Here is a 15,977-nt window from a genome sequence, read left to right as displayed (position 1 = left end):
TTTCTACCCTGGCTTAACTCCTCCTGGTAAAGCATTTTGATATTTCAACATCAGGCGTTCCCATTCCTGTACTCTGGGATTTGGTTTATCCGGGTTTACTTTTCTTTCCAGGTTGAATTCATATTTGCTATGTACACGCTGCCAGGAATGGGTTATGATCAGGAAACAAATAAAAGACAGGATAAACGAAAAATTGATTTCCGGTACCTCAATAATTTTCACATTATCCACTTCTACCCTACCTATATCTATGAGAAACCCCTGCAATTGCGGCATTAGCGCTCCGCCCACAATGGCCATGACCAGGCCGGCCACACCAATTTTGGATTCTCCCGCTTTTAGACCATGTAAAAAATTAGTCATTGGAGGGAAGGTTTTGTAGCTCTTTATTTAACCTGATTTTCTGACCTGCAGGTAATAATATTATTCTTGTTATATCTTTATAAATTACAAGAATGTCTTTCAACTCATTAGAAAAAAGAATAAGCTCCTGAATTTCTCCCTTTTCCCACTGCATTGACACTTCAATATTTCCACGAGCTTTTAGACCGGTTACTTTTCCATTTTTCCAGGCATCGGGCAAAGCCGGAAGGATATGTAAAAAACCCTGATGGGATTGCAAAAGCATTTCGGCAACACCGGCGGTAAAACCAAAATTGCCATCGATCTGAAATGGTGGGTGCATATCGAACAAGTTATCGGCTACAGAAATCTCCATAAATTTTTGGATATTCTCAGCAGCCTTTTCGGGTTGGAGTAATCTTCCATTGATATTGATCATCCATGCACGGCTCCATCCCGTACCGGCCCCACCATGCTCCAAACGATGGGCAATGGTCTTTTGGGCAGCTTCAAAAGCAATAGAATCCTGCGGTGTAATTGTCTTCCCGGGATGGAGCGCAAAGAGGTGCGACATATGGCGGTGACCTTTTTCAGCTTCTTTATAATCTTCATCCCACTCAAGTATACGGCCGTCGTTCCCTATTACAACACCCGGATGTAATTTTTCCCTTTTAGCTTTCAGTTCCCGGGTAAAACCGTCTTCTATACCCAATTCTTTTGCGGCCGATAAGGTATTGTCGAAAACTTCGGCGATTATCTGGTGCCCCATTGCATTTCCGAAAGAGGTGGCAGCAGGTTTACTATTTTTTGAGATATAAGTATTTTCAGGAGAAGTTTCGGGTGCCGAAACCCATGTTTCAGACCTTTCATCCCATACTAGCCAATCGAGGTAAAATTCTGAAAAAGCCTTTAAAGCCGGATAAGCCCTGGTTTTCAAAAATTCTGTATCCTTTGTAAACAAATAGTGTTCCCAGTAATGTTGGGAAAGCCAACCTCCCCCGTGGATCCAGCTTCCCCAATAAGGCTGTTCGGCACGCATAAAAGCAGGTGCCCAAATATCTGTGGCGTGGTGGACGACAGCTCCCCGCTTTATCCCGTACTGCTCCCGCGCCGTTTTCCTTCCCCGCACGATCAGCCTGTCCCCAAAATCAAAGAGGGGTTTATGGAGTTCGCTTAAATTTGTTAGCTCGGCCGGCCAGTAATTCATTTGGAGGTTAACGTTCAGGTGGTAATCTGCATTCCAGGGAGCTTCAATATGCTCGTTCCAGATCCCCTGTAAATTAGCGGGGTTGGATCCCGGCCGGGAAGAGCTGATCAATAAATAACGACCAAACTGAAAAAGGGTATTTACCAGATCCAGGTCCGGTTTACCTTCTCGGATCCGGTCTATCCTCAAATCGGTAGGTATAGAGTCCAGTTCATCACCTTCCAAATCCAGGCTCATACGACCATATAATTCCTGGTAATCAGCGATGTGATGTTTTTCTAATTTTTCAAAACCTAAAGCTGAAGCAGCACCTATTAGTTTCCTGTTTTCCTCTTTGAAATCTCCATGGTAAAAACTGGTATTTCCCGATAAAAATATAACGGCAGTCTTTACTCCCCGAAGCGCTAATTGACCATTTTCAGCCATGACTTCGCCATCTTCAATTTCAACTTTCAGGAGCGTCTCAAATTTTACACCTTCTTTAATTGGAAAAGCTTTAGACATCACTTTCCCCCCATACTGTGTCACCATTCCTTTCATACTGATCTCTGTATCTGAAGGGTTGGAAACTGAAACTGTAGGATGCCCGTGATCTTCCGGTCTTGATAGCGATAAACGAAAGTCCATTCCTTCACTTGCTGTTGTGGTTAATCTGATAACGAGGACATCATCCTTTGCTGACGCAAAGACTTCTTCCGTATAAGTCTCCCCTTCTATGGAATATTTGGTTTTTACAATAGCTTTTTGCAGATCGAGACTTCGGGTGTAATTATCTACTTTTCTGTCGTCACCGAAATCGATCCAAAGGTCGCCCATAGTTTGATGGGAACGTACAATTCCTTTATAGGAAAACCGCTCGACTATCAAACTATCTGCCTTTTGTTTTTTCCCTTGTTTTAATAATTCCCTTATTTCTTCAAGGTCTTCTTTGTTCCCTTTGCTGTCCTCCCATTCTGGCCCGCCCGGCCAGAGGGAATCTTCATTAAGCTGGATACGTTCTTTAGATGGTACGCCAAAAATCATAGCCCCTAGACGACCATTACCAACAGGTAAAGCTTCCATCCAGTTGAAAGCCGGTTGGCGATACCATAAGCTTTTAGAAGAAGCAAGATCTCCCTGGGCAAACACCCCGGAAATTGTATAACAGGTAAATAATATGCTTAAAAAGATTTTGTACATAGTTTTTTATGTGTGGAAGTTCCTAATTTGTGTTCTCTAAAATTTTGTATTTAGGATTAACTCCACCGGTTTCTTCAGCGTGTTTCACATAGTTCAAACCAACACATACAATTTTTGAGGGTCGTTTAATTGGAGATCCCAAGCGAATTTCACTACCTATGATTTCACATTCATTCTTATGCTCTTCGAGCCAGGTAGCCAATCGTTTGAATCCGTCTTTCTCGAAAAAATCTTCTATATGATCTTCGCCAAAAGTCGAAACATCGTATTATTTATGGTGACAATCAATCCGGGCTTTTTGCTGCCCACCTCTCCAAATCGTATTAATTTCATTTGGAGAGGTTCATTGTTTTTCAATGGTCATATGCGAATTGCATATGACCATCCGTGATTTTATAGATTTTCGTTATGCATATTTCATAATTCAAATATTTCTTTTTAATCTGAGTACAAATCGATTTCAGCTGCGGAAGCGGTTTCGCCATCCCCGGCAATCCTTGTCACTTCCAACCTTACAAACCGCGTATTGACCTTTTGTTTGAAATGATGTTCCCTGGTAGTGGGATCATTTATCAAATTACCAAATTCAAAGCTTTCCAACTGCTTCCATTTTTTGCCATTTTCACTTATTTTAATGACCCCTTTCTCGATCATGGAGTTGTTCTCCGAAGCTTTTGGGGTATAGCTAAAACCGCTTAAAGTTCGTTTCTGACCCAAATCGATCTCCAGATAATGCGGGGTAGGTTTGGCTTGGGAAAGCCAGAAAGTATGTGGATTTGCATCAATGGCCAATTCTGCACGATTTTCCCCTGCAAAACTATCGGCATGGATTTTCCAGGTATTTTTCAGTAACCCGAAGGTTTCAACGGTGGTACTTCCTTTTACATCATCCTGGACTGCTACCGCTTTCACCGTTCCTTCCTTGAGAAGAAAAGGCTTTTTATAGGTTTTTACCGGTGTCCCATCGCCAATGCAGTAAGTAATTTTTACATTTTCTTCGGAAGGAATTTGTTCCGGATCCCTTTTCCAGGTAAACTCATCTTTTTTAGCTGAAATTTTAACCATCCCTTCCGAATCGCGGATGATTTCGAGTTGTGGCGGACGTTCTTTATAATAATGAGCCGATATTTTTGCAATTGCAGGCCAGTAACGGGAACTTAAAATTCTTAGTCTAAACTTATCTGAAGTTACCTCCGGAAACCTTAAAATTCGTTTGAAGCCAATATTGGTACTTTTTGCCACCTCCTGCCAGGAACCATTAAGCCAGGCATCCAGTGCGTGTCCTTCTACCCGCTCCCCATGGGTGGCCACAGCTTCCTGGACCAGCAATCGGTTGATCGTCACAGGTTCCCCGGTTTCCATTGTTACCGCGGTCTCATCGTCCTTCAGCAGCATAAAGGTTTCCAGATTATCGTCAAAAAAAGCTTGATCATATGTGGCATTTTTAAAAAGGTCATTGCTATAAGTTTCTTCGATACGCTCCCCCACTTCTTCTAAAACGGCCACATCTTCAGCTGGAAACAGCCCTTCACGATTCGGGGGGATATTCAGTAGAAAAATAGCATTCCCGCCCACGGCACGTTCATAGATATCGAAAACATCATCTGCATTTCTGGTTTGCTGGGTTTCATCATCGCGATAAAACCAACCTTCTCGTATAGAGGTATTTATTTCTGCCGGTTGATAATGCAAATATTTGGCATTATAAAGCTGACTCCTCATCCCAATGCTATCTCCGGTAATATCACCAAAAACGCTCATGGTGTCTGGGTCCCCTTCGTAGGGAATTACGTTCCATTCGGTTTTGCGGGTATTCCCCGACTCATTTCCACCCCATCTAATATCTTCTTTCCCAAAGATCACCGCCTCCGGGGCAAGACTATGGATTAATTCTTTCCAGGCCGTATAGTTATAAATTTGGCCCCCTTTTCGTTTGGGGTGAGCACCGTCAAACCAGACTTCGTGTATGGGCCCATATTCAGTGAGCAGTTCAAACAATTGATTGAGGAAGTATTCATTGTAATCGTCAACCTTGAATTTAAATGTCGTTTTATTTTTAAAAGGTCTTCCATCAATGGGTCGTGGTATAGTCCTTTCGGTATATTCGCTGAGGTTTCCATAGAGACCATCGGGGTTCTCAATTTGGTATAAATCTGCCGGGGAAAGGTAAACGCCCAGCTTCAAACCATATTTTCGACAGGATTCTGAAAGTTCTTTCAAAACATCCCCTTTTCCACCTTTAAATGGGGAAGACATTATTCCGTGATCGGTATAACGGCTTTGCCACAGCACAAATCCGTCGTGGTGTTTGGCCGTAAAAATCACTTTTTTCATGCCCGCCTTTTTCATGGCTAGGCACCATTGATCGGTATCCAGGTTTTGCAGATTGAAAACCTTTGGATCTTCCATACCGGTGCCCCATTCTTTTTTGGTAAAGGTATTGGGGCCAAAATGCACAAAAGCGATATATCCGTCTTTGAGTGCCTCCAACTGGGCAGGATTGGGCACTACGTGGGCAGCTTTTAAGATGATTTCTTTTTGGGAATCGTCCTCCAGTATTTTTATGGTATTGGCAACGGGCATTTTAAGCCCATCCTGTGCTGTTACCGGCAGCAGCATAAAACTTATGAGTATTCTAAGGATGTTTTTCATTATTGATTTCAAAATTTTAAAATACCTCTACTATTTTATCTATTCTTTGTTCTTCGTCTTTTTGAACTTTTTACTACTCTTCAATCTTAAATGTCCACGCATCATATGAAGGCAGGTCATTGAAACCTATTTTTGAGGTATCGATGTATAGTTTCCCATTTTCGTACATATAGTCCAGTTTACGGTCCAGTCCGAGCATTGTTACTTTGGCAATTTTGCCGGGATCGGAGATGTGCAACACCAGTTCTTCGCCAGGCCAATCAAAACTGATCGCGTAGATGTTACCATTGTTTTGGGTATAGGCCAAATGGGTTTTTAAAGAAGAATAGGTTCCCTTGAGCCCGGATTGGTTTTTGTTTTTATCCTGAAAAAATGCCGATGCCGGAACTATTTCCTGCTCTTGTCCATCGGTTTTCCATAATAATCTGATTGAGGCATTTTGCTTTTTTTCCCTGTAATCAATACTGATAGGATAAACTTCATTTTTTTTCAATTTCAGCTTTGCCTGGGTAGAAGCCGCAGTTTGCGCTCCCATAACTTCTGCTTCATTATCTGGAGCGGTGTAATCCTGATTCAGCAGGAATTTCCCGTCCAGCTTTACGCGCGCTTCATCATCGGCCCGGACTTCAAAAGTATAAGTCCCGGTTTTGGGTGTCACCAAATAGCCTTCCCAGTGTACCGTAAAATCGTCTTCTTTGATTTCTTTCATTGGAGAATTACGAACCCAATTAAAATCGATCGTTGGATCTACCCGTTCTAATTCAACCTGCTTCTCTTCACTATGCACCTCGTAAGGCTCTGAGCCATATATTGCCTCGCCGTTAATGTCCAGCCAATTCCCAAGTTGAACCAGCCTTTCCTGCTGGATCATGGGGATTTGCCCATCAGCCTTTGGACCAACATTTAAAATCATGCCGCCGCCATTGGCCACGGTTTGCACAAAACGTGTGATGAGTTCTTTGGAAGTCCCGTAAGCCGCTAAATCTTCATTTCTGTTTAGTCCAAAAGAACGGCCAATCCCTCTTACTTCAGCCCAGGGTCGGTCGGTCTCAGTGATACCGGCACTATATTCAGGCGTTAAAAAGCCCGTATCAAGGCCATGCCCCCAGCGGTTGTTTACAATGGCGTCGGGACCAACGAGGTCATAATACCAGTTGATGAGCTCGGCGGCATGCCATTGTTTGGCAGTATTGTACCACTCACCATCGGTAAAGATCAATGTAGGTTTATAAGTGCCCACCAACTCTTTAAACTGTGGGATCATATACTCTTCTACATAGTTACCAATACTATCATGCGGATCTGTGTACCAACGGTGCAAAGGATTGTTCCATTCGGCCAGCGAATAATACAATCCCATTTTAAGGCCTTCTTCTCGTACTGCTTCGGTAACTTCACCAACAATGTCCTTTTTGGGCCCAATATCCACACTGTTCCAGTTACGGTTGAATTTACTTGGCCATAAAGCATAACCGTCGTGGTGCTTGGTTACCAGTACCACATATTTGGCCCCTGCCTTTTTGAACAATTTTGCCCATTCTTCGGCATCAAAAAGTTCAGCCTTCAACAAACCGGCAAAATCTTTATAGTCGAAGTTGGGACCATAATTCTTTTTCATAAAAGTAGTACGCAAGGAATCACCGGTTTGTAGGCCACGCAGGTACCATTCAGCATAAGATTCTTTGCCACCATAAGCCGGAACCGAATATAATCCCCAGTGAATAAAAATGCCCAATTTCGCATCGCTGAACCATTGCGGGTAATCCCGTTCATTCAGACGATTTATGCGTTGTTCTTCTGAATCCTGTGCTCGTGTGGGTATAAAAAAGATTAACGCTAAGAGTATTAAAATCCACTTACCTAAACTTTGCTTTAAAATATCTAATTTCATCATCTTATCCCTGTAATTTTATAAATCCGCCATCTATGGAGTAATCATTTTCTGTAATAAATCCTTCATTTGATAGCTTTTTAATATCCTTATACAAGGGTAACTCTCCCGAGAGACCTATTTCGCCCTTTTTTTCTAAACTATCACCTATAAAAAGTGTTCCGATACTTTTTATAATTAGCATTAATTTCAATTCCGGATGATAATGCCACATTTTCAAAAAATGAGAATAGCAATGAACAGTTATGGTAAATGAAGAATTTTCCCTCCTATTACGGTTTAATAAGTAAAGCTTCATAAACTCTAATTAGGTTTAAATATATTGCGCCTGATTAAAGTTTCAATATAATATATTTTTAATATGTATTACATAATGTCTCATATTAAAAATGTAATTTTATCAACTATACAAATCCATCAATTTGGAAATCTTAGCTGATCTAACAATTAATAAGATAATTTAGAAAATAATGAAAAAGTTTAAAGCCCTTAAACCTGTAGAAACCCTTTCGCTAGTAGATAAAGTTGAACTTAGATTACTTGAATTTTTTAAAGATAATGATCTTAAACCAGGAGATGCTATTCCCAAAGAATTAGAATTTGCCGAGACTTTAGGGGTAAGCCGAACGGTAATACGGGAAGCGATATTAAGATTAAGAACCTTAGGCCTTATAGAATCCAAGAAACACCGGGGTATGATATTAACCGAGCCGGATATCATTGCCAATTTTGAAAGGATCCTAGATCCAAGTTTATTGGGCATGGATGTTTTAAAAAACCTTTTTGAACTTAGATTGATTTTAGAAATGGGTATGGCCGATTTTTTATTTGAGCGGAAAACCCAAAAAGACCTGGAGGATCTGGAAGAGATAGTCAATGCTGAAGAGGAAGAAGAAGCCAAGCAAATTAGTTTTGGATTAGAAAGGGAAATCGATTTTCACGGGAAACTTTATGAAATTTCACAAAATAAAACCCTTTTACGTTTTCAGAAATTACTACTTCCCGTTTTTGAATATGTACATCTCAAAAATAAACCTGAAGATTTTGAATATCGATACTCCAGCGGGAAATTCGTTACCCATAAAATGCTGGTCGACAATATAAAAATAGGAACTCCGGAAACCTTTCGAAATGCTATGAGACAGCATTTAGAGCCTCATTTTGATTCAATTTTTCATAAGAAATAAAGTTATCCATTGATCTTAAAATCTCAGTGGAAGATCGACTCCCTCGGGATGAAGCCCTGGCCCACCACCTGCAGTATATCCAGAACTTTCTCCTGATGAATATTTAGAAATCCAAAATGAGTAAAAATCACCCTTCCTCATATAAAATTTTATCTGAATCTTTTTATCCATTAGTTCGGAAAGATTCGTGCGATTCTTCCAGCTCAATCCGTATTTTGTTTTATCCTCTAAGAGCATTCCTGAACTTTCTTGTTTAGTAAATCCAGGGATTGGTTTAAAATTTCCATCGATTATCTCTGCTTTTAATTGGCCATGAGCAACATTTGCATTCACAAATAAATATGTTCCTTTGAAGCGTAGAGACCTAGTAATTATTGTCCCTTCATTGTTACCTGCCCGCATTGAAACGAAACCATCCCTTCGCAGTTTCGCTAAACCTGTGGACATATAGCTATCCCACAATATATGATTCAATCTCCTTCCACTTAAATAAAAATACAACCAATCACCAATAATCAATGGGGAACCATTTGTGGATTGTACGTTCCCCCAATTCCACGCTCCTTCTTCTTCCTCAACCTTAAAAAAGGGTTTATGATGAGGACGATCAAAATGAAAACCATCTCTACTATAGCCTAATAAAACTTCATTTCGTTTTTGAATCCCCAATTCACCGGCTTTTTGATTTGATGGTCCCTGCCAAACAGAATAAAATCCTATGAATATACTTTCATAAGCAATTACATCGAAATTATAAATACCCGGATCTATTTCAGGGAATTTAGGATGCCTGGGTTCCTTTCCATCAGGTGCAAACCAAAATAAATCTTTGTTATTTTTCTTATCTATATTTTTAACTAGTGCTTGAGGATCAGAATTTTCTGAATAACTTCTAGATCTTTCAGAAATCTCAGTTTCACAACGCATACTCAATACCCATTTGTTGGTAAAAGGATTGAAGAATGATGAGAATCGATCACGCATTTCACCTGAGATGGCTTTTGGTTCCGACCAATGTATGCCATCAGAAGAATACTTTAAAATCAACCTAGACTTACCATCCCGCTTTATTCTATCAATTACAAAAAGTTTATAGCGCTCCTGAGGATTGATTCCTTTTTTATCAAACCATACAGTAGCGGCATCCCTTAAAGTAGTATCGACAACATTGGTTCCCTTTACTATATCCTGAATGGCTTTTTCCCAATGTTTTCCATCCTTCGATTCTGCATAGCAAGTGTAATAGGCATTATCAATATGCGGGTACTTTTGTCCGCCTCCCGCCATATACCACATCTTAAATTTTTCTTCTCTTTCGTCATACCAAACACCATCACTAAATGGGGCAGCATACACTGCCCCCTTGTTCGTTTTTTCCCATGCTTCAGAAGGTTCTAAAACTGGGTTCTTATCATAATATATAGGAGAATGAAATACCTTTTTTAAATCAGTTTCCAATATTAAAAAATCATCGACAAACAATTGCCTCCCCAGGTCTATTAAAATGACTTCAGGCTTATTTTCTAAATAGGGAACAGGATAAGCTTTCCTTTGATTTGGAACCTCAAGAAACGGTGGCCAGTTATCAGGTAATTCTATTCCATTATGCAGTATATTTTTCTTCATGTTTACCTTCCTAATATAAAAAAAAGGCCACAGATGTGACCTTTTTAAAATTAATTCAATAGAAAGATTCCAACTAAACTATATTCTGAATTAATTATATCCCGGGGTTTGTACCAGAAGTGGATTTCGCCCGATCATATCCAATGTGATTGGCAACAATAATTTATACTCTTCACCAGGTTCTAAAAAGGGTACATTTTCTATGACATATTCGTCACCTGCCCTTCTAAGGTCCCACCATCTTTTTCCTTCCGCAATAAACTCAACATATCGTTCCTCCAGGATAGCTTCGGTATTTTCTTGCATAGATGCATTAGAATAGGCATGCACTGCAGGATCATAATCCTCTCCGTACGCTCTTTGCCTAATTAAATTTATTTCCTCTGAAGGATCTTCTCCCAAATGGTTTTTAGCTTCGGCCAACAGTAATAAAACATCAGCATACCTGTAAACAGGAATATCGTTATCAAAAATTCTTACACTTCCATCTACCCGTCCCAGGAACTTCTTAAGGATTGATCCAAAATACTTTTCCTCATTAAAAGTAGGGTAACCTGCTCCATCATTAGAATCGCTATATAACCTGATAAAAGTAGCGTCCTTTCGGGCATCCAAATTATCATCTGAAATTAAGAGGGTTTTTATACTTGGGCCGTAACGGTTAGAACCATTTATAACAAAACCTTCCATAGACTCTCCTTCTTCATTAAACTGAGGCCATATTTCTGTGGTTCTTCCTGTAAACGAATTGTAAAAATTTTCAGCTTCATTCTGTTCATATTGTATGGCAAAAATAAATTCGCTGTTATTTTCATTTTCTGGTCCCCATAGATCCCCATAATTAGAAACAAGATCTATGTTCCCCATCTCCACCACTTCCTGTAATGCATTTTTTGCTTCAGAAAAATCGGCATTACCCCCGCCCAGTAAATTTCCAGACCAGATATAAGCATCTCCTTTTAAGGTAAGTGAGGCTGCTTTAGACCAAAAATTTCTATTTCCATTCCAAAAAGAATCATCATCCCCGAAAGATTCCAGGGAACGTGCTATATCTTCCTTGATAAGTTGCATAACTTCTTCTTCGGAAGATCTTGCTTTACTTAAACCTTCCGGAGATGTAGTGTTTAATATTTCAGTAGTTAAAGGCACCCCTCCCCAAGTTTTTAGAAGGGTATAATAAAAATACGCCCTTAGGCCATAGGCCTGTCCCATCATATGATCCTTATCTGCTTCATTGTTAAATTCAATCATAGGCACATTGGCTATAAAATCATTGAGTTGGTGAATCCTTTGGTAAAATCCTGCCCAACCTCCATACGGAGCTGTAGAAACAGTAATATTGGATTCTATGAGATCAATACTGAAAGGAGACTCAAAGGTTGGGCCTCCCCAAACATCACTTCTTATACCTCCCAAAGCCCAAAAAGTACTGGCTTCAGCCCGAAACGATCCATAAAGTCCGGAGTGTGCGGCCCTAGCCCCATTTTCGCTATCCCAAAAACCATTAAAGGTTAGTTCACTTGGTGCTTCAATCTCTAATTCGCTTTCACATGAGTTTAGCAGCAGTAAACCCATTATTAAATATATATATTTCATAGTTTATTTTTTTAAAGGGTTAAATTAAGTCCTAATGTAAAGGTCCTGGGTAAAGGAAATTCACCTGCCTGATAACCTCCCAACTCTGGGGTATCCCCACTATAACTTTTAAAATAATGTAAATTAGAACCTGTTGCGTAGAGACTAAATTTCGTGATCTTATCGGTAAAAGTCCCTACCGGAAGATCATAGCTAAGAGTTATTTCCCGTAAAGCCAGGTAATCCCCTTTTTCCCAGAAACGACTGTTTACGGTACCTTCATTCCCCCTGAAAATATTTTTTTGTGCATCGACAAAAACGAACCTTGGTACATCGGTATCAGTGTTTTCCGGAGTCCATGATTGAAGCACTAATGCATCCTGATTCAAATTCCCCTGGGTTTGCGCCAGGCCTTTTCCGCGAATATGGTTATAAATAATATGACCGGCCGCAAAATCGGTTTTTACATATAGTCCGAAGTTTTTATAATTTAAATTGGTAGATACACCTCCATAAAAATCTGGTGTGGTCCTTCCAATAACCTTACGATCAAAACTGTTGATCACATCATCCCCGTTTACATCCATCCAGGCAACATCGCCCGGAAACCTTTGAAAAGGGTTTGGCAATAGATCATCCTGAACATTCGCATCGGAGTCTACTTCCGCCTGATTGGCATAAATATAATCCTGCACATAAGTTACCACCAAATCATTTCCAACACGTTGTCCTTCCTGTAAGCCTCCAACCCACTCCAATTCCCCTGTATTTGGGTTATAGATTTGTGTACCCCCCTGACGGTTTAAATCATTGTCATTCTCTGGCAACTCAATTACAAAACTTTTTATTTTGGCTATTGTCCCACTTAAGTTCCATTGAAAATCCTCTCCTCTAATAATATCTGCTCCTAATTGAAGTTCCAAGCCTTTATTTCTTAAGGTTCCATTATTAGTGGTTATCCCACTGAAACCAGTCCAATATGGCAGCGTTAAATTTGCCAATTTGTCTTCAACGTCCCGTATAAAGTAATCTCCTATTAGATTAATCCTATTATCAAATAACGATAGATCCAGCCCAAAGTTGAGGGTTGTTGATCTTTCCCAACGAAGATCTGGTGTAGGCAAAGAGGTATTAGCATAACCTGTTTGTCCATCATACACCCCTTGAGGTCCATAAGCACCAAAGGAAGAGAAATTACCTAAGACTTCCACATTTCCATTAACCCCATAGCTCAACCGAGGTTTAAGTTTAGTAATTATATTTTTAAGGGCCGACCCTGCGAAGAAATCTTCATTATGTACATTCCAACCTAAAGATGCCCCGGGAAAAAAGCCATATTTGTTATTCCCTAATCTTGACGAGCCGTCATATCTGAAGGTAAGTCCTAACAAATATTTTTCATCAAAATCGTAATTTAATCGGCCAAAACCGGAAATTATCTTATGAAGCGTTCTGAAACTATAGGGCACCCCGCTGGCTTCAGCCCCGGCATTTAAGGTTGGGATCAAATCTGTAGGGGAATTTTGGGTACCCGCACTAAAAGTATAATATTCATCTTTGAAATATTCTGATCCTAAAAGCACATTAAAGTAATGTTCCCCAAAAGTCTTAGTATAATTAAGTGTTCCAGTTAACTGATTTCTGAGTGTTTTATCAACACTTGCCGAAGCATTTCTCGTCTCTATTAATGAACTTCCGTTTAAGTACGCCTTATTAAATGACTCATCTTGATTATTAATAGCAAAATGGCTTCCAGTTAATGAGAAAGTCAAATCTGATAAAATATCCCAATTTATCCCTACGGAGGCAGTTAATCGCTGCTCCAGGTTATCACGAATAAATTTGTCCTGATAGTATAGTGGATTTCCAAAACCAGCATTTGTACCTGGATTCAGGTCTTCAGATATGCTCCCGTCGGGATTATTATTATATGTCCTGGCGGTAGGGGGCTGGCCTGCAAACCTTCTAAAAACAGTATTATTATTACCTAATGGACTTAAATTTAAGTTGGAATGGGAATATAAGATATTTGAATTCACACTGAATTTTTCTGAAATATCATAAGATCCGGTAAATTTACTTGAATACCTTTTAAAACCAGATCCCAGGATCAAACCTTCATTGTCCAGATAACCTAAACTGGCATAGTAGGAACCTTTTTCGTTCCCTCCCTGAAAAGCCAGGTAGTGATCTATGGAATTACTGGGTTGGTAAATATTTCCACTAACGTCATTTTCCCTAAATAATATTTCCTGGCTAGGATCCACAGGATCTGTAATTGTATTCCAACCCTGGTACTGTAATAAATACCTATTCTCGTCTGTTAAATACTGTGTAGTAAAAGGTGAATTTGTCGTATTGCCACCTGTACCAAATGCGGTTGCTCCATTTAAAAATCCAGCGTTGAAGTTGGTTCTTCCGGTTGCTTCATTATAATATAAGACAGCTTGTCTATTATACCTAATGAAATCTGCAGCATCCAAATATTCCGGGGTTTCCCTTCTATAATTAAAACTATATTTTTGGTTATAGGTAATACTCGCTTTTCCTGCCACCCCGGTTTTAGTAGTTACCAGCACTACTCCATTCGCCGCCCTTGCACCGTATATTGCAGTTGCGGCAGCATCTTTTAAAACTTCAATAGATTCAATATCATCTGCATTAAGGGCATAAAAACTACCTGGCACCCCATCGATAAGGATTAAAGGCGAACCGGAACCATCGAAATTTGTACCTCCACGAAGAATTATTTGAGGAGTTGCACCAGGTTGACCAGTGTTATTGGTCACCCTTAACCCAGGTATTGTTCCCTGTAAAGCTGTAGCGGCATTAGATCTTGTAGAGGTTTCCAAGATCCTCGTGTCCAATTTTGAAATCGAGGTAGTGAGTTTTGCACGGGATTGTTTCCCATACCCTGTTATGACCACCTCATCAAGACTGGCCAGATCTTCCTGCATTGTCACATCGATAGTACTTTCTATACCAACTACCCGCTCTTGCGTTTCAAATCCAAGAAAGCTAAACACCAAGACATCTCCCGGGTTCGCATTTAAAGAATATTTTCCGTCAAAATCAGTTTGTGTACCCTTTGTCGAATTTTGAACTAGCACATTTACTCCACCTAATGGTACCCCATTGGCATCTACTACCACCCCTAAAATTTCCTTTTCCTGTCCAAAAAATGAAGTTGAAAAACCTAGCATAAATATAAATAAGAACAGCTTAATTTTTCGTTTGTCTATTTTCTTGCAAGGTAAACAACCCAAGAAAAATGAGTCAAAACCTTGTATTAGGTGAAATGCATCCATAAATTTTAAAGTTTTTTGTTTAACAATTAGTTAACGTTGTGCAATTTAAATAATGTTTTATGTTCTACATAATAAAATTGAAAAAAATTTTAGATTTGATTTTCAACTTTTCGGTTTAAATATTCATTCAAACCATATTGTGTAAAAACACTAAGAACTTCCTTAATCTCCTCTGAATTTAAAGTCCTATGAGGGAATCGGGAAGGACCACAATCCACACCCATTTCTTTCATGAAGGATTTTCCTCCTCCGTTAAAACCACCGTAGCTCGCCAGGGTTTGAACAAATTTTAAAGCAAGGGCTTGTAATTTCCGAGCCTCATAAAAATCACACTCATAGAAATGATCGGCAATTGCTCTATATAATGGGGTTAAATGATTAAATGTACTTCCCACCCAGCCTTTCGCCCCGGTTGCCAAACTTGGCAGGAAAGCTTCATCTACCCCGAAGAAAATATCCTTATCGCCTGCCATGGCGTTAACTTCCTGGTAAGCCACTAAATCATTCTGGGTAAATTTTATACCTTCAAAACTTGGAATTTGATCCACTGCTTTTTTTAGAAAATCGGTGATATCAAAATTAACATTGGTCAATGCAGGTAAATGATAATAATAAAAAGGCAGGTTGGGGGCGCTTGCTGCTATTTTAGAGCAATATTCTATTAATTGATCTATATTAGATGGCCTAAAATAGAATGGGGCAATTGCGGCAATGGCATCGGCTTTTCCTGCAGAGTGGGCGGCCAGATCCATTGCGTTTTTTAAACCAATATCGCCTACATGGTTGATCAAGGTTAAACCGGTCTTCTCCGGGACCCAAGCTTCTAAATGTTCCTTTCTTTCGGATATGGTTAAGGAAGCAAAATCCCCTGTAGAGCCATTAATAAAAACGCCATTTATTTTGTTATGGGTTAAGTAATTTGCATATTGCCCAATTATATCTAGTTTGAGACTTAGGTCTTCTTTTAATGGGGTATAAGTAGCAGCAAAAATTTGCATATTGATTGTATT

The 15,977-nt window shown here is 39.7% G+C and carries 10 protein-coding genes; 1 reads left to right on the top strand and 9 read right to left on the bottom strand.

Going from position 1 to position 15,977, the window contains the following annotated elements; all coding sequences use genetic code 11:
- Positions 1-3: 3 nt before the first annotated feature.
- The 5 genes from DHD80_RS13350 to DHD80_RS13330 all read right to left on the bottom strand — a co-directional run bounded on the left by DHD80_RS13350 (position 4) and on the right by DHD80_RS13330 (position 7,569).
- Entirely contained in the window at positions 4-363 is a 360-nt protein-coding gene (locus tag DHD80_RS13350; protein ID WP_251741888.1) for a hypothetical protein, read from the bottom strand.
- Positions 356-2,728 carry a glycoside hydrolase family 95 protein gene (locus DHD80_RS13345; protein WP_251741887.1) on the bottom strand — a complete coding sequence of 791 codons (2,373 nt, stop codon included), beginning with the start codon at positions 2,726-2,728 and terminating at the stop codon, positions 356-358. Before DHD80_RS13345 ends, DHD80_RS13350 begins: the two co-directional genes overlap by 8 nt.
- A 438-nt stretch (positions 2,729-3,166) precedes the next feature.
- Positions 3,167-5,380, bottom strand: a complete 2,214-nt coding sequence (locus tag DHD80_RS13340) for an alpha-L-fucosidase (RefSeq protein ID WP_251741885.1) — start codon at positions 5,378-5,380, stop codon at positions 3,167-3,169.
- A 73-nt stretch (positions 5,381-5,453) separates the two neighbouring features.
- On the bottom strand, positions 5,454-7,274 hold the full coding sequence (locus tag DHD80_RS13335; RefSeq protein WP_251741883.1) for an alpha-L-fucosidase: 1,821 nt from the start codon (positions 7,272-7,274) through the stop codon (positions 5,454-5,456).
- Between the two features lies 1 nt (position 7,275).
- Positions 7,276-7,569 (bottom strand): hypothetical protein, encoded by a 294-nt coding sequence (locus DHD80_RS13330; RefSeq protein ID WP_251741881.1) that lies wholly within the window; start codon positions 7,567-7,569, stop codon positions 7,276-7,278.
- Between the two features lie 172 nt (positions 7,570-7,741).
- On the opposite strand from DHD80_RS13330, the gene DHD80_RS13325 reads away from it, so the two are divergent.
- Positions 7,742-8,458, top strand: a complete 717-nt coding sequence (locus DHD80_RS13325; protein WP_251741879.1) for an FCD domain-containing protein — start codon at positions 7,742-7,744, stop codon at positions 8,456-8,458.
- Between the two features lie 15 nt (positions 8,459-8,473).
- Here DHD80_RS13325 and DHD80_RS13320 read toward each other — a convergent pair whose 3' ends face one another.
- From DHD80_RS13320 to DHD80_RS13305, 4 genes are all read right to left on the bottom strand, one after another.
- The gene (locus tag DHD80_RS13320) at positions 8,474-10,084 is read right to left on the bottom strand and encodes a hypothetical protein (protein ID WP_251741878.1); all 1,611 of its coding nucleotides are present in this window, start codon (positions 10,082-10,084) and stop codon (positions 8,474-8,476) included.
- A 90-nt stretch (positions 10,085-10,174) separates the two neighbouring features.
- A complete protein-coding gene (locus tag DHD80_RS13315; protein ID WP_251741876.1) occupies positions 10,175-11,680 on the bottom strand; it encodes a RagB/SusD family nutrient uptake outer membrane protein in 1,506 nt (501 codons plus the stop codon).
- 11 nt (positions 11,681-11,691) lie between these two features.
- Positions 11,692-14,862: a TonB-dependent receptor gene (locus DHD80_RS13310; RefSeq protein WP_251741874.1), complete on the bottom strand. Its 3,171-nt coding sequence runs from the start codon at positions 14,860-14,862 to the stop codon at positions 11,692-11,694.
- A gap of 194 nt (positions 14,863-15,056) precedes the next feature.
- Positions 15,057-15,965, bottom strand: a complete 909-nt coding sequence (locus tag DHD80_RS13305; RefSeq protein ID WP_251741872.1) for a dihydrodipicolinate synthase family protein — start codon at positions 15,963-15,965, stop codon at positions 15,057-15,059.
- Between the last annotated feature and the right edge of the window lie 12 nt (positions 15,966-15,977).

This window comes from Gramella sp. AN32, from assembly GCF_023718305.1.
GTDB lineage: Bacteria > Bacteroidota > Bacteroidia > Flavobacteriales > Flavobacteriaceae > Christiangramia > Christiangramia antarctica.
This window is presented reverse-complemented; position numbering and strand designations above follow the sequence as displayed.

What these genes read in the sequence shown, in the direction of transcription:
- DHD80_RS13350 (WP_251741888.1), bottom strand. Translation starts at nt 363, where the DNA reads ATGACTAATTTTTTACATGGTCTAAAAGCGGGAGAATCCAAAATTGGT.
- DHD80_RS13345 (WP_251741887.1), bottom strand. Translation starts at nt 2,728, where the DNA reads ATGTACAAAATCTTTTTAAGCATATTATTTACCTGTTATACAATTTCC.
- DHD80_RS13340 (WP_251741885.1), bottom strand. Translation starts at nt 5,380, where the DNA reads ATGAAAAACATCCTTAGAATACTCATAAGTTTTATGCTGCTGCCGGTA.
- DHD80_RS13335 (WP_251741883.1), bottom strand. Translation starts at nt 7,274, where the DNA reads ATGATGAAATTAGATATTTTAAAGCAAAGTTTAGGTAAGTGGATTTTA.
- DHD80_RS13330 (WP_251741881.1), bottom strand. Translation starts at nt 7,569, where the DNA reads ATGAAGCTTTACTTATTAAACCGTAATAGGAGGGAAAATTCTTCATTT.
- DHD80_RS13325 (WP_251741879.1), top strand. Translation starts at nt 7,742, where the DNA reads ATGAAAAAGTTTAAAGCCCTTAAACCTGTAGAAACCCTTTCGCTAGTA.
- DHD80_RS13320 (WP_251741878.1), bottom strand. Translation starts at nt 10,084, where the DNA reads ATGAAGAAAAATATACTGCATAATGGAATAGAATTACCTGATAACTGG.
- DHD80_RS13315 (WP_251741876.1), bottom strand. Translation starts at nt 11,680, where the DNA reads ATGAAATATATATATTTAATAATGGGTTTACTGCTGCTAAACTCATGT.
- DHD80_RS13310 (WP_251741874.1), bottom strand. Translation starts at nt 14,862, where the DNA reads ATGCTAGGTTTTTCAACTTCATTTTTTGGACAGGAAAAGGAAATTTTA.
- DHD80_RS13305 (WP_251741872.1), bottom strand. Translation starts at nt 15,965, where the DNA reads ATGCAAATTTTTGCTGCTACTTATACCCCATTAAAAGAAGACCTAAGT.